Source organism: Haloarcula sp. H-hyl6 (assembly GCF_056934455.1).
In genome coordinates, this window is the sequence record NZ_JBRIIK010000005.1 from 59,037 (window position 1) to 81,073 (window position 22,037).

Here is a 22,037-nt window from a genome sequence, read left to right on the forward strand (position 1 = left end):
GGGCGGTCAGGTGAGATACCACTGTGAAGATATAGCAGGTACGGGTGACCCAGTAGCGTCACCCGGATGGGATATTTTTGTTTAAACGAATAAGCTCAGAGGGAGCGCAGCGAACCTGCTCGAGAAGGTTCAGTGGCAAGATGTCGTCCAGTAGCCGTGCTGCCCGTCTGAGTCTGTGATAGAGAGACAAGCGCATATTCCCGTCTTTCAACCCGACCATGTTCACCTGTCCGTCAGTAGCCCGCCTAAGCACAGTCTGGCACTGCTCTCCAATTGTTCAAGGGTTTTTCCTCCCGGAAGTACAACCACCGTCACGCCAACCACGACGACGAGAACATCCGGTGGGCACGCGGCTACTATCTGGGATAGCCGGGCACGTCTCCGGCGAAATCGTCGAAAACTACATCGACCGCTACATGGAGACAGAACCATAACCGAACTCACGAAGACGCTCGAACTGAAGCTTGTTGGCCCGAACGTCCACAAACGACAGAAGCTTCGTGAGACACGGGACGCTTCCAGCAGGCACTTCAGGAGGCGTTCGCCGCTGGCTGTGCCACACAGTCAGCGGCCAACGACGTAGTAGTCGAGTACGACCTGAGTAGCTATGTGAAAAACGCCCTCGAGAAGTACGCCTCACAACTCTACGAAAGCTACGACGCCGACGAGCTTCACGACGACCACCCGGTGCGATTCACCAACGAGGGTCTGCAACTCGACCACAAACCAGAGACCGCTATCGAATGGTACGCAAAAATTCCGTACCATGAGGACTACCATCTCTGGATACCGGCACAGCCCAATCCCAAACAGTGGGAGTGGTTGGAAGCGTTGTACGCTGACGACGCCGAGATGGGAGAAAGTCGGCTGTTCGAGTGGGGCGGTACTTATCTCCACGTCACCGCTACCCGCGACGTAGAGGACCAACCTGCGGCGTCCGCCGACGAACTTACGCCCATTGGTGTGGACATTGGAGAACCGGTCTCGTCACGGGGACAAACCGCGACGAGACCGGTTCTTCGGGTCGCCCCGACTGTGGGCCGACGACGGCAAGGCCGTTCGTCGGCTCCGCAAAACCTACTTCACCGCCACAAAACACCTTCAGAAGTGTGGTAGTGAGCGAATCGCAGCATCCTACGGTGACGCGCTGTGGGACCGGATTGAGGACGTGTTCCACTGAGTGACCAGCGAGGTCGTGGCATACGCCGAGTCCGCCGAGAACCGAGAACCCAGCGTTGGTGCTGGAGGACTTGACGTACATCCGTGAGAACATGGACTACGGCGCGTACATGAACCGACGGTTGCAACGGGTGGGGCTTTGCGAAACTCTACGCACAGATTCGCTACAAAGCCACCGAGAAGGGGATTCCCGTCGAGATGGTGAATCTCCCCAACACGTCGAAAGCGTGCCACGCCTGCGATGAACACGACTCCCGGCCACGACAGGCGACGTTCCGTTGCTCGAACGACGACTGCTGGCTTGGTGTGTACCAAGCCGACGTGAACGGGGCGATAAACATTGCAGACCGTACCGTAGTGAAGCGAGCCACCGACGAAGCGACCGGACTTCCCGGCAGAAGGCCGATGACTCGGCTACGGATGGTGTCTCTTTGACCGGACCACAAGGACAGCCGCCGAAGCTGACACCCAGCAGGAGACGCGTGGAACGTATGCGTCTTGAAACCAACAGACTGCTTCGCCCGGCCTGAAATCCCGTGGTGGAATTCCGCCGCGTGAACGTGGAGGAGGAGGTCAATAAGTAGGAAGCTGTCGTGAATATAAGTGGTGTCTCTGTAAGAATTGCGACCGCACACGCACAACGACAAGACGGGCACGATCTTCGCATGTTCGAAGGTTACACTCCGACGGTGGTTATCTCGATCTACGCGCTCGTCTGGTTCAATACGAGTCTCCGGCGCCTACAGTGTTATATTGAGGTAACACAAAAGACGAACCACCGGCGAATCGACCGCTCTGGCAAAGTGCTCGATTCGCTTTCACTCGACCCTTGTCGGGCCGATTAAAACCGACAAAGTGTACATCTCTGACGGAAAGAAAGGGCACGAACGTAATGGGACGTCGCGCTCGCGTGGGCATGGTTCGTACGATGGTGACAAACCACCCGTGTTTGTTCCCGCTGAACGGAGAACTGGACAGCGGTACGTGATCCCGGTGAAAGCCGCAGATGAATCGATGATTCGAGTCCTGCTGGCCGACTACCGGCAGGAGTCGCTGACCGTCTATACCGATAGTTTTCGGATCTAAGAACTGGTCGAAGAAGAATACATACTCGACCGCGAATACGTCATCCAGGACGAGGGCGAGTACGCCGTTGACGAGTTGGACGCCAATACTGCGAGAGCCACCATCGAGGCATCTCCAAGGTCAAGTTGACACAGTATCTCAGAGCGTTCTAACTACGCCGGGAGCGTTCCGGAAACGGAGTCGAGATGCGCTCAAACACGCTGTTCGAGCGACCCTGTGAAATCAACAATGTGCAACAGATGAGAGCGTTAAATAAAATGCACTGTGGCGTCTATTGAAATCCGACGAGACTGTTTTCAGAGATCTGTGAAAGACACTACTGGACAATGTGCATTTAAAAGAATAGACTGGGCCACACTTCCAAAGAGTATCTTCCCCGTCTGAGATTGCCGCTTCGGGCTGACGATTATGTATCTTGAATCTACTTCGCGCGCGTATTCTACAATCTTGTCGGCTGGGTTGCCAATAAGACCAATGACCTCCAACTCAGATTCAGCTGAGCAATCATTGAGTATATTTTGTCCAACATCTCTAGCTATCGACTGCATTTCGTCCATATCTGGGGCTTCTACGCTGCCGATATCTGACTCTTTAGACTCGATTACCTCCGACTTTTTCATTACATGCGCTACATGAATTTCGTCTCCGAATTTTTCAGCCAATTTGTCTGCTTGCTCGACAACTTCAGGCGCTCTCTCTGACTTATCAATAGCTGCGAGGATTACCATATCTAAGCTTTCTCATGTAGCGTCTTATAATTTGGGTCATTTTTAGTCACGCTTTATTAGTGTATACGCTCATCCGTAGCACATTGTTGATTTCACAGCGTCGCTCGAACAGCGTGTTTGAGAGCGTCTCGGCCGGGTTTCCGAAACGGTTCCCGACGTAGTTGGAACGCTCTGAGATACTGTGTCAACTTGTCTTTGGAGATTCCTCGATGGGGCGAGAGCCACCGTCGCACTGCGACGCGTGGCTCTCGCAGGTGTTGACGTGAACTTCCTCATCGGCGTATTCGCCGTCACCGTGGGCGACGTATTCGCGGTCGAATGCGTCGTCCGCTTCGAGCGGTTCGTACGCTCGAAAGCCGTCGGTATAGACCGTGAGCGACTCCTCTTTGCGGTCAGCAAGCAGGAGTCGAATCGTCGATTCGTCGGCGGCTTTCGCTGGAATCATGTACCGCTGTCCGGTCCCGCGATCAGCGATTATGAACACGGGTGGCTTGTCGCCATCGTACGAACCTCGCCCGCGCGTGGACAGGCCACGCGAGCTCGACTCCTGGTCGCGCTCGCGGCCTTTCTTCCCGGCAGAGATGTAGACTTCGTCGATTTCGACCGGTCCGACGAGATCGAGGGAAGGCGCATCGAGCGCTCTGGCGAAGAGCTCGATGCGCCGGTGCATCGTCTTGTGTGTTACCTCGATTTCGCACTGTAGTTGGCGGAGACTCGTGTTAAACCGGAGGAACGCGTAAATCGAGAACAGCCACCGACGGAGCGCAATCTTCGAGTGAGCGAAGATCGTGCCAGTCTTGTCGTTGAACGTGCGGTCGCAATTCTTACAGAGATACCGCTGAAACTCTCTGTAGCTGCCGTTTCTGACCGTTCGGTCAGAACGGCAGCGAGGACAGGTAACACCGTCACGCCAGCGAACCTGTTCCAGCAGGTCCGCTGCGACCGATTCCGACCCAAATACATCGAGCGGAATCATCCGTGTCGGGCACCGCTGACGCGGTGTCCTTGTCCTCTTCGACTCCACAGCAACCGCTCAGCAGTATCAATAATCTCCTACGCAAGAGCGTACGAGAAAATCGATGAACTGGGTTCAGTGAATTTCATCCTCTGATTGATGTGGATCGCAGGCCCACATTCAGCGAGCAGATGTCTCAATGCCCGGCTTTGTGAAATACTGAATATCGGCCTTATGAATATACGATTACTTTGTTATACTTCGAGATACAGCTACTGTTCTACCTTTTACTCTAAGTACACCCAGATAATCATCCCCTTGATTTCACCTCTTTCAGAGCCTAAGAACCTTATTCAACTTTAGTACTGGCATAGACTTCCACTTTGAACCTACTGGGAAAAGCAAAAATTATGAAATAGACAAGAAAAAATTTCGCATCACCATTTCAGCTGTGATTTACGAAAAAGGCGATATTGGATCTCTCTGGTGTTAAAATAGTATTTTAAACATTGGGTTCCAACATTTCGTAATATACTAACTACATGAGATCTACCAGTGATTCTAAATCCTCTTTAAATCGTCTCTACCTTACGAATCTGAGTGAGGATAATATGACAATCTAAACTACTATTTCATGAATAACGGCTACTCGCTATCTAAACTCTAAATCTGGGATATCATATCGTAAGTTGGTTCTCCGAAACTATGGAAAGTCGAATTGTATATTCCAAAGGACGTCTTTGATTGAGGAGACCAGATAGCAGTGTTGGATCCCCCAGAAGACCTAGTTCAGCCAGAATTGGCGATCGTTGATTTGGACCTCAGCTTGGTCATGGCCAATCTCATTCGGAGAGTTTTCAGATACTGTCTGCAAATCGGTTTTTGCAGCCAATCGTACCTTGTTTTTGGATATGGGTGGACACCAAGACTATGAAATGATTTGATGATATTCGGCAGCTTCAGCCCAGAACTATACGTTTGATTAGCCAACTCGATTGCCAGCCTAATCTATTCTTGTCCACACAATCCAAATTAACCTATGTTCTATTACCATTGAGGCGGCACGATTCTGGTACAGAGTGTCAAAATTCTCACGCCTCAGTTTCCACGCTTATTTAAACACGATTAGACTAGGGACAGAACGCTTATTTAAGAGACGCCCATAGGAAAACACATGACCGAAAAAGAATCTAACAGCAAGAGTGACCAAGAAAATACTAAACGCTCAAGTAAGGTAGCGCGGGTCATTTCTGAATACGACCTCGATGAATTCGGAGCGGAACTCGAACAACGTTGGTTGGGTGATGGTCGTGAACAACAAAGTCTACGAACTCTTGCAGATGTCATGAATCGTCGAGTATTGAAATCTGCAATGGCAGACGCAGGTATGTTGGCAAGACAAGACGAAGTAAATCAGCTCTACACGTTACTTACAGATGATGAGACTACTGAAGGAACACGGATAGAGGTAGTCAGTGAACTAAAACAAGAAGGAGTTGATATCGATACCCTTCAGAACGATTTCGTTTCTCATCAGGCAATCCACACATATCTTCGGAAAGACCGTGGAGTCGAACGTGAGGATAACAACACAGATCAAGTGACGAAGACCCAGGAAACAATTAAACGATTACAGGGACGGCTTCAAGCCGTAACAGAAAATAGTATTAACAGTCTCATTTCTACTGGACGTCTTGTCGTGGGCTCATTTGATGTAATCATTACCATTCAGATAGTCTGTACTGACTGTAATCAACAATATAACGTCTTTGAGCTGTTTGACCGAGGACATTGTGATTGTGAGAATAAGACCTGAAGAACCAGAAACCACTTTCCATACTGTTACAAAACTAGCTTTGTAATGGAATATCAGCTCGGGACTGACTATGTTTCCATATTGCAAATATATGTGTCTGAGTACCGTCTCTTTTCTTAGGAACAAATTTGATTACTATTACCAAAACTATTTTTATGTATGTTACTGCGATATCCGTGTTTGGAATCTGCAAACATTTATGTGTGCCTACCTCAAACACGCTGATAATGCCAGAAGACAACTCACCTCGAACGATGAAAACGGTCGAAAGAAGTTGGGATATTATTCACGCACTGGAGAACCTGGGTGGTGCCGGTGTAACAGAACTTGCATCAGAACTGGACGTTCCAAAGGGGACTGTCTATACCCATCTTGCAACACTCAAAAAACAGAAGTATGTGGTTAAAGAAAATAATAAATATAGGCTCAGTCTCCACTTCCTAGGTCTGGGTGAGTTCGTTAAAAACAACGAGTTACTCTATCGAGCGGGAAAGTCTGAAGTTGATCAGCTAGCAGAGGAGACAGCAGAATACGTCCATTTAGTCACTGAAGAACATGGTGATTTGATCTATTTGCATGAAGCTCGTGGAGACAATGCAGTTGGCAAGGATTATTATAGCAAAAAACTGGAAAAGCCCGGATATCTTCATAGCTCTGCGTATGGAAAAGCAATTTTAGCACATCTTCCGGAAGATCGTGTCAAGAATATCATTCAAAAATCGGGCTTACCGAGGCGAACAAAAAATACGCTGACAAATAAAGAAGACCTTCTAACGGAATTAGAAAGTATTCGTGAGCAGGGATACGCTCTCAATGATGAAGAAGAAATACTCGGGACGCGCGCAGTGGGGGCACCAATTTTTGACCGTCAGAATAACGTTTTAGGTTCAATTAGCGTAACTAAACCCACCAGTCGAATGCAGGGTGAGGATTTCCATGAGAGTGTTCCAACCACTGTCACCAGTACAGCAAACGTAATCGAGGTCAATATTCAAACAATGCGAAATCACGAAGGTCAACCCGAATAGAAATACAGGTGTGGGAGTGTAATAGTGAGAGGGTTTGTACTTTCCAAACCACAGTTTAATTCTAGTCAAAAAATATTATATTATGATGTATAATAATTATATTTAACTTTATCATTATACAAAAATCATATCTCTCTTAAAACAGGGGGTTAGTGATCGTAATGTTTGTAATGCTAAAACCAACGGACTTGTTATCACTAAAAATCAGAATCTAGATTTCTATCTCACTAATAACCGACTGTACGACTCCTGCTTGTCAACCACGAACAGGAGAGTCACTAACCGTCTATACCGATGGATTCGCGCATACAATCCGCTAGAGGACGACCTTATATTCACCCACGAATACGTCGTCCACCGTGACGGTCCATACGTTGACGGCGACGTACACGTCAAGACCTGCGAGAGCTACATGTCGCTGACGCGATGGTGGCTCTCACCTCATCGCGGCATCTTCAAAGAGTATGTGTTTAGCCAGGACTGATTTCATCATTTGTTCGTAGGAGACCGTTCAATGGGGTCGTAGGTACTGGCAGCAGAAAGTTGGTGCGGCTCTGAGGGATAGGCTCCGCCACGGAGCCCATCCCGATGGTTCTGCTGTCCTTGCTGGGAGGTGGACTCTGTGAACGGTGACGATTTCACCAAAGACAAGCTGCTCTCTCGCTTATCGGGGGACTCCCGACGCGCTTGCCAGCCCCCTCGCGCGTATCATCCTGGTAGAGATTCTTGATGTAGCACAATCGCCGGATAAGACGCGTCTCGTCCTCATTCTGTGCGTCTGTGATTACCTGTTCGAGTTCTTCCTCCGACAAGTGCTTCACTAGCTGCCCTCGCCGAACACTTTTCATCAAGAGATAGACGCTCTCTCAGGGCCCAACTCTTTCGCAAACCACTCTCGCGGCGTGGCGAGCACACCCTGTCTGGTTTCGCTTTGAGGTGTTCCGTGAGTGTGTTGACCACGCTCTCGACGAACCGTTGCATCGGAAGTGGGGAGCACGGACTAACCGTACTGGGATCTCGCTGACCTACAGCCAGTTGAACGCGGGCTGAAGCCGCCCGCGTCCAGCAACCACTTCGTGAATGAGCGACTGCTTGACGTCTTGTCCGGGTTGACAGCGCTCTCACCGGGGTGAGAATGCACTCTCTGTTCGACTCAGTAAATCAACCGCTCTGGTCACGCTCGTGTTGCTCCAGAAATTGAGTCAGCAATCAGGAAAGATGGGAACAACCGACTTTTGCTCCCGACAAAACACTTAAGATACCGTGTGGTAATTGAGTGTTTGTAGCATGGTAGCAAGAGACTTTACCCGCCGAGGGTACCTCACACGGATCGGTATCGGTGTTGGGGCAACGGCACTCGCTGGTTGTACAGGGACGGGAGCTGAGTCACAAAGCAAGCCCGATTCTCTCAATATGGGCATTTGGGGCGGTTCATGGAACGACGCTGTCCGTGAAACGGTCGTTGAGCCGTTTACGGAAGAGACTGGTATCGAAGTGAATTCGGTTGTCGGTCAAGGTGGAAGTCGACTGAGCAAGATCATTGCACAGAAAGACAATCCTCCTGTTGACGTAGCTCTCCAGGACGGAGCGAGACTCGTCAAGGGGTCGAATTCTGGACTCTGGCTGCCATTAAACACTGACCTTGTCCCCTCGTTAGCGAACGTTCCGGGCATCTTCAAGGGAGAAGACTGGGTTATGCGGGCGTTCACGGCGAGTGGATTGCTGTATAATACCGAAGCGGTCCCGTCGAAACCGAGTTCTTGGGGTGTTTACTTAGATTCCAAGTACAAGGGCTCCCTCACCCTCGATACGGAGGTCCCAACCCACGATCTTATGGCGTTGTCACTCTATGAGTCGGGCGGCGAGTCGTTCAAGAACATTGATACTGCATTCGAACTCTATGAAGACATTGTACAGAATCAAAGCCCCGAATTCCTGAATACGACTGATGGCTACGGTAATGCATTGTCTAGTGGGACTGTCCACATCGCGCGGTACTGGGCTGCGCGAGCAGCATTCTGGCACGCCACCGATGGCGCACCGGTGACTGCGGCCATCCCGAAAGAGGGCGCGATGACCGCATCGTTCGGTCCAGCTATTCCAAAGAACGTTCCTGAGAACAAAAAGAGATGGGCAGCGAAACTCGTCGACCAGATGCTATCGAAGGAGTCGGGACGGGCGTTTGCAAAGAAAATGTACTACGGAAGCACAAACTCTGAGGTCGAGTATCCCGCAGACCTTCGAGAGCAAATCGTCACACACGACGTCATCGACAGCTTGAATGTGCCGGATTTCGAGTGGGTTTCGAGCAATCAGGGTTCCTGGCGCGAACGAGCTAACCAGATAATCAACAAACACTCCTGACGATGAGTACTGACACGAATAATCGACCAGTCGTCGAACTGTCGAACGTCCGGAAACGGTTTAGTGACATCATCGCCGTCGACGATGTTGATCTCGAAGTCCAGCAAGGCGAGTTGCTGACCCTGTTAGGCCCTAGTGGCTGTGGTAAGACTACAACCCTACGGATGGTCGCTGGATTCGAAACACCGACCGAGGGAGCGCTCTACATCAATGGCAGGGACGTGACGGCTGCTCCACCATACGAAAGGGACCTCGGTATGGTGTTCCAGCACTACGCACTCTTTCCGCATCTCACCGTGGCCGACAACATCGCATTCGGTCTCAAGATGGACGACGGATTCACTGGGAATATCGATGCCCAGATTGAGGACATGCTTGACACCGTTCGGCTGTCCGGGATGGGGAATCGATATCCTTCCGAACTCTCAGGCGGCCAACAACAACGCGTCGCGCTTGCCCGGGCGCTAGCAATAGAGCCGTCGGTCTTGCTGCTTGATGAGCCACTCTCGAATCTCGACAAAAAGCTTCGCGAGAACATGCGGTTAGAACTCTTGAGACTGCATCGGGACCTAGACGTGACGATGATCTACGTCACGCACAACCAGCACGAGGCGCTGACGATATCCGACCGAATGGCTGTCCTACGTGACGGGAGGATACACCAAGTAGGTACGCCAGAGGAGATCTACAAGACGCCAGCAGACGAGTTCGTCGCTGATTTCATCGGTGACGCGAACCTTCTCGACGGAACCGTGGTGTCCGTCGACAGTACCCATTACACTGTCCAGACGGACACCGGGGACGAAATCGCGCTTAACCAATCGACGACGGATAGCGCGACGATAGACATGGACGCCGAGGTGACTGTGTTGTTACGGCCTGAAGGGTTCGCCCTTGGAGATTACGCAGGCGCCTCGAATATCCTCACAGGGTCCATCGAGGAGAAGACGTATCTCGGATCGAAGACTTCGTTCCTCCTCTCGGTCGAAGGACAGCAGATCAGGGCAGAGAAACAAAATCTCGAAGACGACGGCCAATACAGTACGGGTGACCAGGTAGACTTGGCTATCGACCCCGAGATGCCGTACGTCTTCGTTGACTGAACACCATGCCGGACGAATACGAAAACAGCGAACTGTCACCAGCTACTTCGAAGTACAACCCAGTCGAGTGGATTCACGGGCCGCTTCACGGCCTAGTCCGGAAGCATAAGGATACGAACTACTCGCACGCCCTCGTCGCGAGCCCCTACTTGCTCTACATGGCACTCTTCTTCGTCGTACCGCTCGCCTACATGCTCCTCGTGAGCTTCTATACGAACGTCCCGAACGGGACGATGAGGGCGGCTTTCACTCTCGAGAATTACCTTGAGTTCTTCTCGTCTGACGTGTATCGGACTGCACTCATTAGCACGGTGAAGATATCTGTCTTCACGACGCTTCTCACCGTTACGTTGAGTTATCCCGTCGCCTACGCAATCGTATTCACCAATTGGCGATACTCACAAGCAGTCATACTGCTGGTCATCGCACCGATGCTCGTTGGGAACGTTGTTCGGGTTTTCGGATGGCTCGTGGTAATGAGTGAGAACGGATTAGTCAATCAGTTATTGGCCTCTCTCGGCGTTGAGTTCACACTGCTGAAGACGGAACTCGGCGTTGTCATAGCACTGGCGTCGGTCCTCATGCCGTTCGGAATCCTCATTATCATGAGTGCGCTTTATTCGCTCGATAGGGAATTGATTGACGCCGCGTATAATCTCGGTGCCAGTCGGCTCCAGACGTTCTTCTACGTGACTGTCCCGCTGTCAATTCCTGGCATTATCGGCTCGACGCTCATCTCGTTCGTTCTGACGATGGGCACGTTCGCCACTGCTATTTTCATCGGAATGCCACAGGTTCCGATGCTCGCACCTTTCATCTACAATATCTCGACAACAGATCTAAACTGGCCACTCGGTGCCGCGCTCTCGTTCATCCTCCTCGCGACATCTCTCCTGTTAGTGTATCTCTACACCAAACTCGGGACGAACGGAACGGCAGGAGGTGACTTCGTATGAGCCAGCGGAAACAGAATGTCGGGCGAACGACGACCTTTCGGCTCGCCTCCGTTATTGGAACGCTGGATCCTTCGACACGGAGTGAAAAGTTATCCGAGTATCTGTACTACGGATTGATTGGACTCACCCTCACGTATCTCGTTCTCCCAGTGCTATTTGCTATCCTCCTGAGCTTCAACCAGGACAACATTTGGAACTTCTCGCTGTCTTCGATTACGCTCAATCACTATCTCACGGTTCTCACCTCGGATACATGGATCTCGTCGTTCGTCACTACCTTCCAGTATTCCGTTTTCGCGACAATCGTCGCGATAGTGTTGAGCGTGTCAGCTGGCTATTCGCTTGCTCGATTCGATTTCCGCTACAAGGACGCCTTCGGTGCTGCTACGTTCCTTCCGCTGATGATTCCCCAAGTCATCCTCGGGCTCGCCCTGCTGCTTTTCCTGCAGCAGTTCGGACTATCCGGGAACATTTGGGGCGTCTCAATCGGTCTAGCGGTATACGCGACACCGTACGGAATCCGGAGTATCTTGGCTTCGATGTCTGACTTCGACAGGAGCCTCGAGGAAGCAGCGATGAACCTCGGCGCAGACGAGATTCGGACGTTCCAGAAGGTCACGTTTCCGCTATTGCTCCCTGGGCTCGTGACCGCTTCTATATTCTCCTTCATCGTGAGCTTCATCAATCTGCAAATAACCATCTTCCTCCAGGGTCCGCTGATGACCCCAGTTCCAGTGCGCATCTTCTCTCAGATGAAGTTTGGAGCGAGTCCCGTTATTGCCGCCGTCGCTACCATCAACATACTCCTCGTTCTCCTCGCAATCGCCGTTGTAGAACACATCTTCGACGTCTCCGACGCGCTCGGATACACCTGAATCTTGATCTCTTGCCTTCTTTCGCATCTTCTCGCTGATGGCTCCGAGTCGAGCCGAATCAGTTTCTGACAGTCACAGAGATAAGTACGTGAAGATACCTGATGTCCTGAGAGTTCAGTGGAGAGAGTGCAGCAGTACGAGCACCGCCAAGGAAGTTGAACAGACTGCTCTGTTGAATAGCGATCTAATTAGCCGATATCATTGGTTTAGAAGGGTGAAGACTAGGAATTCGACTCTGTCCTATGGAAGTCGATTTCCTCGACTTCATTGGGCAGTGTCGTCGGCTAGCTAAACAAGCGTTGGGGAAGCATGCGGGCTCGTCCGCTGGGTTCACGCTGTTCTACACTGCTTCCGGCTTGAAGAGGGCCACAGCTACCACAAAATGCCGAACCGACTGAATTACATGGCCGATATTCGAGACATGCTTGTCTTGGACTGGGACGATTTCCCGGACTACAGTATAATCTACAAGTCGTTCGACCGGCTGAAAATGTGGGTCTGGTGGGCGTTGCTGCGCGTTTCGGCGCAGCAACACCCGCAGTCTGGCCACGCCGCTCTCGACAGCACGTTTTTTGACCGCCGTAGGGCTTCATCGTACTTCCGCTAGCGGTCAGGAAGCACAGTACAGACGCTGAAAGTGACGACATTAACAGATGTGGAGTCACTGGCTGTGTTTGACGTTCGCATCGCCGCCCGGTGGAAACACGATACGAAGACCGGACCGCAGGTCGTCAGCTGAAACGCGGACGACCTGCAGTCCGTCGCCGCCGACAACGGATCCCAAGACTGGCACACTGAGTACGAGAATGCCGCCATAGGTGTGGAGTACCTCGTTCACTACTGCGGCTCATCACCGATGGCAGCTGTGAACAACGCGCTCAGCCGGACAAAAAGCTACTCTCAGCGCTGGATGGCCGAAACTTCGCACTCGACAACAAAGCGCTGGACTGGTATCGGCAGTTCCGTGAAATCATCCTGATGTTCGCTATCATCAACATCGAACCACTGTGTGAGCCGCTGTAACCGTTACTCAGCCTTTATTCAACAGAGCAGAAATTTCTCCCCCTTGGACCCACACTAACTTACTTCCTTACCAGTTCACCGTCTGCAACAACCACTGAAGGAGAACCGGTTACTGTGATGTCCGTAAGCGGATCATCATTAAACCCTACAATATCTGCTGGTGTTCCCGGTTTGAGAACGCCCAGTCCGGGCTCGCCAAGCTCGTCAGCTGGTGTGCTCGTCGCAGCCACCAAGGCTTCCTCTTCAGTCATACCACCCTTCACCAGGCACTCGAGCTCGTGATGCAAGGCCGGATGGGGAATATCTGGCGAACCTGCATCGCTGCCCGCGATGATTCGGACGTCGCTATTGATTGCCTCGTCGAACACTTCCCAGTGGCGCTCAGACACTCGCTGAGCATTCTCATACGCATAATCTGGGATGCTTTCGCCACCCTCAGCGACCGTTTTGTAAATATAGAGAGTGGGCTCGTAAGCAATGTCCTTTTTAACCATCCTTTCAAGGCTCTCGCTGGTCATCAGGTTCCCATGCTCAAGGGTATCGACACCAGCGGTCACAGAGTTTTCGATCCCTTCTGTGCCGACGGCATGAACGGCGACAGGGAGATCGAAACGGTGTGCTTCCTCAACGGCAGCGATTACTTCGTCTTTGGAAAGTTCCGACATCCCCGGATCTTCACCAACTGCTTGTCCATATACCCCTCCAGTGGCACTAATTTTAATCACGTCAGCGCCTTTATCTCTCTGTTGACGGACACTCGAACGAACGGCATCAACTCCATCGCTGGGAATTCCCCAGAATGGGTCGTGCCCGCCACTGATGATTATTGTTTTGCCACTGGCGTGAATTCGTGGACCGGGAACCTCACCGCGTCTGACAGCGTTTGCGACGTTGATTGCGATGTCATGGGTACTCCCGAGATCTCGGATAGTAGTGACCCCGCCTTCAACTTGCTCACGAGCCATCGCGACTGCATGAATTGTTTGTTCCTGTTCAGACTGTTTTCGTAGCGTGGCAACAGGATCTCCGCTTCCGTCCCACACCAAATGTACGTGGAGATCAATTAGGCCCGGAGTGAGCAGTTCAACTTCCTGTTCCTCTTTTGCCGTGCCCGGCTTGCTGTCATAGACTCCTTCAATGACGCTATCTTCTACCGCAAGCCACATCCCACTTCTGCGCCCTTGTTGAGCGTCCCACAGATCACCGTTCAGCAGCAGATCATAGTCACTCATGATTGTCCACCTCTAACTATCGCTGACCGACACACATTTATGTGTAGTAGCATGCGAGTATACAACGTGTGCGAGACATCTTAAAATCTTTGGTTAGGAATAGTTTGGCTACCCGATGATATTTCCGCTGATCTTGGCTTTGGCAAGCTCAGGGAATTTACTATCGCTCTGCGTGTGTGTTTTCGACTTTATAGCCATTAGATTCGACACTCTCAATAATCGAATCCGAATGCTCAGTACCGCTTGTTTCGATTTCAAATACAAGATACGCTTCGCCAACGTCTAACCCTTTGTCTGCTCGCTCGTGCCGAACATCATGAATATTCGCACCGTGTTCTGCGATGATACTTGACAGATCTTCCATTTTTCCAGGGGTGTCGTTGATCCGGACCCGTACCTGGAGAATATGATCTCTGTCTGTAAGTGCATGCAGTAAGACGGTTTGAAGCCTCGTCATGTCGAGATTCCCGCCACATAGTAGGGGCATTACTGTCTCGCCAGAAACATCGAGTTCGTCGCTTAGAATAGCAGCTACGGATGCTGCCCCAGCTCCTTCGACAACTTGCTTCGATCGCTCCAGTAAGAGGAGAAGCGCTCTAGCGATTTCTGTGTCTGAAACAGTCACAACACAGTCTACGTTCTTTTGGATTATCTGGAGTGTCTTCTCAGAGATTCCTCCCGTAGCGATGCCGTCTGCTATAGTGCTCACTTCATCAAGTGTTACTGGAATTCCTTTATTCAGGCTTTCATGGACTGTCTCAGCACCCTCTGCCTGCACACCGACGACTCGTGTTTCTGGTGAGAGGTGAGCAAATGCTGTAGAAACCCCACTTATTAGCCCCCCACCGCCGATAGGGACGACAACAGTATCCACATCTGGACAGTCATCGTGCATCTCGATTCCGAGTGTTCCTTGACCAGCAATAATGTCTCTGTCATCGTAGGCATGAACAAATTTTACATCTTCATCATCCTCTGCTTGTGACTGCGCAAATGACATCGCATCTTGGAAATCCTGACCGACCAACTTTACCGTCGCGCCATAGCTACGGGTTGCATCAATCTTAGCCTGTGGAGCCGTTTCCGGCATGACGATCGTTGATTCTGCCCCACACTTTGTTGCAGCAAGTGCGACGCCTTGAGCATGATTTCCAGCACTCGCAGCGATGAATCTGTCATTTCCTTCGCTGATGGCTTGAGAGATCTTATTATACGCTCCTCTTGTTTTGAACGACCCGGTCCACTGGAGATGTTCCATTTTTAAGAATACATCCCCGCCGACCATTCTGCCAAGAGACGTGCTACGTTCTACTGGCGTGTGTTTGACGACAGTCTCGTCGTCTAGCCGTTCGTGTGCTCGTTGAATATCCTGATATTCTACTTCAATCTCGTATCGTTCACTCATAATTTCGAATCGCGCTCTGGTTTTCCAACAACTGCGTAATTTTGTTCATGTACGATACTACCCGCAGATTAGCCGGATAATAGTTGGAGAATTTATTCTACTACAGAGAATCCTCCATTTACGACACTAGCGGCTCTTCTCGCACGGTTGCAGTGTGTCTCTCACCTTCGTAGAGGATCTCGAGTTCGGTCCCTGGTTCGGCGTATTCTGGCGGCAAGTAGGTATACACCACACAGGCACCGACAGTATAGCCGTACTCGGCGCTGTGGATGTATCCAATCGTTTCATCGCCGTCGAGTACCGGTCGGTGAGACAGCACGGTGACGTCCTCATCGTCAAGGGTTAGACAGGCGACTTTGTGTTCGATGTTGTCGCCGTCGGCGGCCGCGGCGACGGCCTCCTTGCCGATGAAGTCGGTCTCGAGGTCGACGGCCCAGCCGAGGCCCGCCTCGTAGGGGTTGTGTTCAGTGTGGAGGTCCTCGCCCCACAGGCGGAACCCTTTCTCAATCCGCAGAGCGTTGAGGGCGCCGTTCCCGTACGGCCGGATGTCGTACTCCTCGCCGGCCTCCATGATGTGTTCCCACAGGCGCTCGCCGTACTCCGACGGCGTGTACAGCTCCCAACCGAGTTCGCCGGCATAGGAGACGCGGAGCGCGGTCACAGGAATGTTGTTCACATAGAATTCCTGACTCGTGAAGAACGGGAAGGCGTCGTCCGAGAGGTCGACATCGGTGACCTTCGACAGCACCTTCCGGGCGTTCGGGCCCGTACAGACCATTGCCGCGTAACTGGACGTGACGTCGTTGACAACAACGTCTTCCGGGGACTGCTCTTTGACCCACGCCACGTGGTTGTTTCCGACTTCACGGCCGGTGGTCAGGAGCAGGTAGCGGTCCTCCTCCGTGCGCGTGACCGTGATGTCGGCCCGGACGCCGCCACCCTCGTTGCACATCAGCGTATACCTGACGTCGCCGACGTCGAGGTCCATGTCGTTCGTACAGAGATACTGGAGGAACTCGCCGGCCTCGTTGCCGACGACCTCCATCTTGTTGAAGGAGGTCATGTCGTGCAGACCGACGTTCTCTCGGACGTTCAGGGTTTCTGCTCCTTCGATCGGGGACCAGTATTTCCCGGCCCAGTCTCCCCGCTCGGGGATCTGGTCGCTGTACTTGGCCAACAGGTCTGCGTTCGACTCGAACCACTGGGGCTCTTCCCAGCCGGCTTCGGCCCACAGCTCGGCTCCGAGTTCTTTGTGGGAGTGGTACATCGGCGTCCGACGGATGTCTCGCTGGTGATCCGTCCACACCCACTTCGGATGCACGATGCTGTAGATCATCCGGTACTCTTCAGCACCGAGATCACGTGCAAAGTCCCAGCTTCCTTCGTGTTCGTCGAATCGATTCACGTCCGCATGTGCAAGATCAATAGGCCCGTCATCAAGACATGGGACTCCATTCTCCATCCATTCAGCAAGAGCTTTAGCAGCCCCACCAGCGTGCGTAACCCAGCTTGCCATTGCGGTCCAGAGCCCGTTGTATCCCTGAACTGGACCCAGTACAGGCAGGCCATTTGGCGCGGTGGAATACATCCCGTTGTACTTGAACTCGAGATCTTTCCCTTCAGTCACGGGAAGAAGTTCGTTGCTAGCCTGCCGAGGTGCTTTTTCTTGGCGATCCGGGTGGGTCGCATTGTTCATGTGGTACTCGGTGAACTCGTGGACGGAACCCTGTTCACCGTCCGGATCATTGCCTCCGAGCTCCTGTGGATCTGGGACAATAGACTCATGATTATATGAGCCAATACCATAGACATCCCCGTGAGTCCGGAAGTACATCGCATTGTCTTGATCCCGTAGGATCGGTCGGTCTGGCCCAACGAGCAGGCGTTTGGCTTTTTCACCAGAAACGTTCTCGTAGTTCTCAAACAGGGGATGGGTCGTGATATCCACGGCGTTGTCAGATAGCTCGTCTAGTGACTCCGTCATCGTATACTGGTGTTCAACGGGCACCACCGGAATATCGAGCCCTATTTTTTCACTGAGCTGCCTAGCCCAAATATTGGTTGCGACAACGACTTCGTTGCATTCGATTGTTCCGTTCTCAGTTATGACTTCTTTTATTTCGCTATTATCAATCTTAATATCTTCTGTCCGCGTATGTGGAACAAATGTCGCACCATTGTCTATCGCTTCACGAGCTAATGCATCACAGGCGACCACACCAGAAATTTGTCCGTCAGTGGGTGAATAGTATCCACCTTGAATTCGGTCGCTATTAACGAGAGGAAGCTTGTCTTCGACTTCGCTAGGTGACAAGATTTCGGGACTGGGAATTCCCCAGGATTTTGCCCATTCGACTCGACGTCGGAGATAGTCCATTCTTTCGTCGCTTCTTGCAACTTCGACGCCACCGACCTCCTTGTAGGCTTGCTCACCGTTTTGGCCTTCCAACTCCGAGTATAGTCGCCGGCTGTAATCGGCAAACTTGGTGAGGATCTTGTGCTCGGTGGTCTGGAACATGATCCCTGGCGCGTGGGTTGAAGAACCGCCGGTGGTCGGCATGGGTCCCTGGTCAACCACTACGATATCTTCTCGACCAAGTTGAGTGAGTTGGTAGGCGACATTACAACCAACAATTCCAGCACCAATAACGACAGTATCAGCTTCTGTCGGCAGGCTATCGCTTGCGTTCATATACGACAAAAACAGATTCTATACGAAGACAAATATAATTATCGGTTGTTGTTAACGTCCCTTACGAGATTGTCCCAGTACTCTAATAGTATGTCTACCTAGCTTTGTCGGAAATGCACCACTCTGACGCGTTGTTGCTTGAGCACTTGATCCTGTAATTGAGTTGGCGCCGTCTAGTCAAAGGTCTCAGGTGTTCAGCGTGGCCAAATGTGATTAGATATTCGACACCGCAAAGTGGGAGAATATTTTCGATGAATTCAGTCTTCGGCTAATTAGTCATCGGATTGATTTGCTCTCGCTTCTCTATTCTTAGAAAATATATCGTCTAAGAACTGCTGCTTGAGGGTTTGTGACGATATCTTACTCACCACTGGGACTAGCAAAAAGGTGACTAGAATGCCCACACCAGCACCCCTCCATGGGACTGTCCATAGAGCATGACCCATCATTTTTCCTAATACAAAGTACCCGAATATATGGATGGAGAACCCGGTGATGGCACTTACTTTGGCAGCGAAGGGTGTTACTCCATCCCATAGGGAACTCCATACAAGAACCGGCACGAATGCGGCAGTAAACGCGCCTATACCGACCCACATCAGCCCTGTGAGGAACTGTGGTGGATGGTAAGCGATATAGAGCGCTACTACCGCAATTACAACAATTAGGAAGCGTGTCCAGCGATCCGTTCGCCGTTGAATGACCTCTTCATCGGCTTCCGGATAGAAATGAGGCACAATCGTATCTTTGTAGATGTCGTTCGTGATTGCGACGGCAATCGTAAGGAAGAGTCCCGAAGTGGTTGACATAATTGCAGCGAACACACTAATTCCGGCAAACGCAAAGACAAAGTCTGGCATTGTCTCAGAGAGCAGCGTTAGAGTAGCGAGATCAGCAATCTCCAGATTTGGCGCAAGTGCACGAGCGGCTAAACCACCGACAATCGTCATCACATACATTACTGTCACAAAGAACATACCTACAAGAAGGGTATGTTTCACGTTTTTTCATCGTCGAGAGCCATCCAAAGGCGTGACAGCTGGGGTGTCAGAGCGAATAACCCTAATGAAATAAAGCTCGCTGAAGCGTTGAACGGAGTGAATTCAGGAGCAGAAAACATCGAATCCCAGCCAAGCGAAGGATCAACTGACACTGCTGCTGCATTCAGTTCACCGATACCACCAACGCTCATGAGCCCAGCCGCAATTACAAGGAAACCGAACACGAGCATAAACCCACCTTGGACTGCACTGTTCAGTACTTCTGCGTGTGCACCCCCGATCATCACATAAGCAACGATGATCGCAGTACCCATTATTATGCCTGTAGTGTATGATATAGGAGTTAGTTCAGTGATTGAGAGCGAGGCGCCGACGAACTGTGCAGCTATGTAGAAAGTCAAGAAGAGAATTACGACCGCCGAAAAAGTGCGCAAAAATGGACTCTGGAATCGCTTTCCAAAGAAGTCCGGAAGAGAACTTGCGTCTAAGTCACGGCTGAACCGCTGTAGTTGATAGGCCGAAACTGCCCAAGCAAGAACTATTAGACCATACCCAAATGCATACCACATCCCTGACCAGCCATATGTATAAACGAAGGCAGGGGTACCCATAGTGGCTGATGCACTGCTTGAAGTCGCACCCAATGCGAGACCCACCCAAATTGGTCCATAGCTTGTTGGTGCGACCACATAGTCACGAAGATTCTCAGTTCGCTTAGAAGCGACATAGGTCAGTAGAAAGGTTATTCCGAGGAATAGAGCTCCAAATACTGCTGTCCAATGTATTAGTTTCATCTCAGGTTTCCTCCGCTAGAGGGAATGACTCTTCATAACCGGACTGTACTGCCCAACGGATGTATAATCCCAGGATGATCCATGGAATTATAATAAACACTGCTGTCAGGTATGCCATTATCATTGGCATTGGTACCATGCATCCCCTTCTATTTATAATTGATGTCTCTGACTGGCTCTACCGTATCTAATTTAACCTATGTGAATTATATTTAATAAGCAAAACTTTTGGCATATATTCACCATCACTGTATTCGTGCTTCGTCATCGTCTCATTGTGCGATTTTTCCGGAACTGCTGTAGAAATCTGCTCCAAGGACCGACTCGAAATTGCTGTGACGCGGTTTACGCGACGCTACTAAATACAAACTTCTGGGCTGTGGTGAATCGCTAGATGTAGCTTGAATTCACTGTTTCAGAAACTGCTTGGTGTTGTCAACCGCACACATCAGGACGAGCTCACGAAATTCACCGTATCGGGTTCGCGCACGCTCGGCGTCCGAGCGTGCGCTTGATTGTGGAGAAGACGGTATTTCACATCGCTCGTTGGTAGTATCGAGGTCCACCGATCCGCGCGTTGTCCGCGTAATCAAGGAGCCGGAACTCACGATGTTTAATCAGCGGTCTAACGCCCTCCTCGCGGAGTCTTTCGCGTAAGTCCATCCAATCGCAGTCTTTGTCGCTAGCCGAGCTGTGTCGTGGTGTTTCTCGGTCGTACAGTCCACGTCCAGAATTGCGTGGCTTTTTGTGTCGACGAGCGCAGTCGCTTTGAGTGTCTGAACCCGGTAATTCGTCCGGCGATAGTAGTGCTTGCTAGCGTTTTCTCGGTGAAGATCGTCGCGTCGATAGCGGCATGACCGGATGGTTCGTGTAACTGTACCGAGCACTCACCAGAGTACTGTCTTGATTATATCAACTACTTGAAATTAGAGGGGTGATCGGAGGGATCAGCCGCGTCGAGGCCGATCTCCCCAAGAACATATGGTATTTCGCTCAGCAGATTCAACGCTTCTCGGTAGGACTTCTCCAAGTAAATTCGCAGACAATGCAGCGATAGGACGGTATAGTCGGCGACTTCGCCTCGGCCACCAACAGCATTTTTAGCTAACTGAACGACTTTGCTCGTAAAGCAGGAGGTGTTCGACATAGAACATCGGCAGTTTCCCGCTTCATTTAGCTCTGACGGACGAAACCACCGCTGTCAAGCGACCCACTAGAGTCCTTCAAATAGATTATGCGCCTATATTATTACCATCATTCATTGTAAAAATCATTAGGCCAGAATTTGGATTTCCCAAACGAACAGGCCACATTGAGAATGATAGCTATAGGGACTGATTCTAGCTATTATGTCGAGATATGATAATATTTAACCAATCCAATTTCCTGTAAAATATGCCTGTGGTAGAGAGCCACCTACTCCATTATCCCAAGGCTGAGTGCTCTTATGGGACAGATAGACGACTTATCTATTCCAGCACTACTGAGAAAACCATATACGAGTAACTGTTTGGATAATCCAGATACACACCCCTCGGTGATTCGTATAGAAATGACGCTACGGGGGGTCATTACAATACTAGTCATGTAATACTTTGCCAGGAGTTTCTGATCTTCCTTGTTGTGCTATAGCACTCCATGTGCTTATCCAAATTACAGAGCTAATATTGTAATGCTTGATGAGGCGGGCTTAATAAGTGGATTTGTACGGCTATAGTACTGCGTTTGCAATATGCAAATACACAGTGTCTATTATCGGTTTACGTAGCTCCCTTTGGTGATGGTATCTACTGAATATCC

At 50.9% G+C, this 22,037-nt stretch carries 12 protein-coding genes and 7 pseudogenes; 11 read left to right on the top strand and 8 right to left on the bottom strand.

Annotation, left to right across the window (positions count from 1 at the left end; translation table 11 throughout):
* Positions 1-208: 208 nt before the first annotated feature.
* The 3 pseudogenes from tnpA to Hhyl6_RS22715 form a co-directional block, all read left to right on the top strand.
* Positions 209-434: pseudogene (gene tnpA / locus Hhyl6_RS22705) on the top strand (IS200/IS605 family transposase); the annotation flags it as partial.
* A pseudogene (locus tag Hhyl6_RS22710) lies at positions 431-1,681 on the top strand (IS200/IS605 family accessory protein TnpB-related protein). The pseudogenes tnpA and Hhyl6_RS22710, both read left to right, overlap by 4 nt.
* Positions 1,682-1,762: 81 nt before the next feature.
* Positions 1,763-2,485 (top strand): annotated as a pseudogene (locus Hhyl6_RS22715) (IS1595 family transposase); the annotation flags it as partial.
* A gap of 76 nt (positions 2,486-2,561) precedes the next feature.
* On the opposite strand, the gene Hhyl6_RS22720 reads toward Hhyl6_RS22715, so the two are convergent.
* Both Hhyl6_RS22720 and Hhyl6_RS22725 read right to left on the bottom strand, forming a co-directional pair.
* Positions 2,562-2,993, bottom strand: coding sequence for a universal stress protein (locus tag Hhyl6_RS22720; protein ID WP_483741508.1), 432 nt, complete (start codon positions 2,991-2,993; stop codon positions 2,562-2,564).
* A 92-nt stretch (positions 2,994-3,085) separates the two neighbouring features.
* A pseudogene (locus Hhyl6_RS22725) lies at positions 3,086-3,969 on the bottom strand (IS1595 family transposase).
* Positions 3,970-5,122: 1,153 nt separating this feature from the next.
* Between Hhyl6_RS22725 and rdfA the strand changes: the two are divergent.
* The 8 genes and pseudogenes from rdfA (at position 5,123) to Hhyl6_RS22765 (ending at position 13,113) form a co-directional block, all read left to right on the top strand.
* Positions 5,123-5,764 (top strand): rod-determining factor RdfA, encoded by a 642-nt coding sequence (rdfA, locus tag Hhyl6_RS22730; protein WP_483741509.1) that lies wholly within the window; start codon positions 5,123-5,125, stop codon positions 5,762-5,764.
* A gap of 227 nt (positions 5,765-5,991) precedes the next feature.
* On the top strand, positions 5,992-6,792 hold the full coding sequence (locus Hhyl6_RS22735) for an IclR family transcriptional regulator (protein ID WP_483741510.1): 801 nt from the start codon (positions 5,992-5,994) through the stop codon (positions 6,790-6,792).
* 237 nt (positions 6,793-7,029) lie between these two features.
* Positions 7,030-7,255: pseudogene (locus tag Hhyl6_RS22740) on the top strand (IS1595 family transposase); the annotation flags it as partial.
* An 824-nt stretch (positions 7,256-8,079) separates the two neighbouring features.
* Positions 8,080-9,156 carry an ABC transporter substrate-binding protein gene (locus Hhyl6_RS22745; RefSeq protein ID WP_483741511.1) on the top strand — a complete coding sequence of 359 codons (1,077 nt, stop codon included), beginning with the start codon at positions 8,080-8,082 and terminating at the stop codon, positions 9,154-9,156.
* 2 nt (positions 9,157-9,158) lie between these two features.
* On the top strand, positions 9,159-10,259 hold the full coding sequence (locus Hhyl6_RS22750; protein WP_483741512.1) for an ABC transporter ATP-binding protein: 1,101 nt from the start codon (positions 9,159-9,161) through the stop codon (positions 10,257-10,259).
* Positions 10,260-10,264: 5 nt separating this feature from the next.
* Complete coding sequence (locus Hhyl6_RS22755; RefSeq protein WP_483741513.1) at positions 10,265-11,215, top strand: ABC transporter permease; 951 nt, start codon at positions 10,265-10,267, stop codon at positions 11,213-11,215.
* A complete protein-coding gene (locus tag Hhyl6_RS22760; protein ID WP_483741514.1) occupies positions 11,212-12,090 on the top strand; it encodes an ABC transporter permease in 879 nt (292 codons plus the stop codon). Before Hhyl6_RS22755 ends, Hhyl6_RS22760 begins: the two co-directional genes overlap by 4 nt.
* A 242-nt stretch (positions 12,091-12,332) precedes the next feature.
* Positions 12,333-13,113 (top strand): annotated as a pseudogene (locus tag Hhyl6_RS22765) (transposase).
* Positions 13,114-13,172: 59 nt separating this feature from the next.
* On the opposite strand, the gene Hhyl6_RS22770 reads toward Hhyl6_RS22765, so the two are convergent.
* The 6 genes and pseudogenes from Hhyl6_RS22770 to Hhyl6_RS22795 all read right to left on the bottom strand — a co-directional run bounded on the left by Hhyl6_RS22770 (position 13,173) and on the right by Hhyl6_RS22795 (position 21,384).
* Complete coding sequence (locus Hhyl6_RS22770; RefSeq protein ID WP_483741515.1) at positions 13,173-14,345, bottom strand: metal-dependent hydrolase family protein; 1,173 nt, start codon at positions 14,343-14,345, stop codon at positions 13,173-13,175.
* 160 nt (positions 14,346-14,505) lie between these two features.
* The gene (gene ilvA, locus Hhyl6_RS22775; protein ID WP_483741516.1) at positions 14,506-15,750 is read right to left on the bottom strand and encodes a threonine ammonia-lyase; all 1,245 of its coding nucleotides are present in this window, start codon (positions 15,748-15,750) and stop codon (positions 14,506-14,508) included.
* Positions 15,751-15,868: 118 nt separating this feature from the next.
* The gene (locus tag Hhyl6_RS22780) at positions 15,869-18,442 is read right to left on the bottom strand and encodes a GcvT family protein (protein WP_483741517.1); all 2,574 of its coding nucleotides are present in this window, start codon (positions 18,440-18,442) and stop codon (positions 15,869-15,871) included.
* A 272-nt stretch (positions 18,443-18,714) separates the two neighbouring features.
* Positions 18,715-19,443 (bottom strand): sodium:solute symporter family transporter, encoded by a 729-nt coding sequence (locus Hhyl6_RS22785; RefSeq protein WP_483741518.1) that lies wholly within the window; start codon positions 19,441-19,443, stop codon positions 18,715-18,717.
* Positions 19,440-20,237, bottom strand: a complete 798-nt coding sequence (locus tag Hhyl6_RS22790) for a sodium:solute symporter family transporter (protein ID WP_483741519.1) — start codon at positions 20,235-20,237, stop codon at positions 19,440-19,442. Before Hhyl6_RS22790 ends, Hhyl6_RS22785 begins: the two co-directional genes overlap by 4 nt.
* Before the next feature lie 407 nt (positions 20,238-20,644).
* Positions 20,645-21,384, bottom strand: a pseudogene (locus tag Hhyl6_RS22795) (transposase).
* Between the last annotated feature and the right edge of the window lie 653 nt (positions 21,385-22,037).

Bases quoted from the DNA above. Each gene is read 5' to 3' on its own strand.
- Hhyl6_RS22760 (WP_483741514.1), top strand. From the start codon at position 11,212: ATGAGCCAGCGGAAACAGAATGTCGGGCGAACGACGACCTTTCGGCTC.
- Hhyl6_RS22745 (WP_483741511.1), top strand. From the start codon at position 8,080: ATGGTAGCAAGAGACTTTACCCGCCGAGGGTACCTCACACGGATCGGT.
- Hhyl6_RS22720 (WP_483741508.1), bottom strand. From the start codon at position 2,993: ATGGTAATCCTCGCAGCTATTGATAAGTCAGAGAGAGCGCCTGAAGTT.
- Hhyl6_RS22770 (WP_483741515.1), bottom strand. From the start codon at position 14,345: ATGAGTGACTATGATCTGCTGCTGAACGGTGATCTGTGGGACGCTCAA.
- Hhyl6_RS22790 (WP_483741519.1), bottom strand. From the start codon at position 20,237: ATGAAACTAATACATTGGACAGCAGTATTTGGAGCTCTATTCCTCGGA.
- Hhyl6_RS22780 (WP_483741517.1), bottom strand. From the start codon at position 18,442: ATGAACGCAAGCGATAGCCTGCCGACAGAAGCTGATACTGTCGTTATT.
- Hhyl6_RS22735 (WP_483741510.1), top strand. From the start codon at position 5,992: ATGCCAGAAGACAACTCACCTCGAACGATGAAAACGGTCGAAAGAAGT.
- rdfA (WP_483741509.1), top strand. From the start codon at position 5,123: ATGACCGAAAAAGAATCTAACAGCAAGAGTGACCAAGAAAATACTAAA.
- Hhyl6_RS22750 (WP_483741512.1), top strand. From the start codon at position 9,159: ATGAGTACTGACACGAATAATCGACCAGTCGTCGAACTGTCGAACGTC.
- Hhyl6_RS22755 (WP_483741513.1), top strand. From the start codon at position 10,265: ATGCCGGACGAATACGAAAACAGCGAACTGTCACCAGCTACTTCGAAG.
- ilvA (WP_483741516.1), bottom strand. From the start codon at position 15,750: ATGAGTGAACGATACGAGATTGAAGTAGAATATCAGGATATTCAACGA.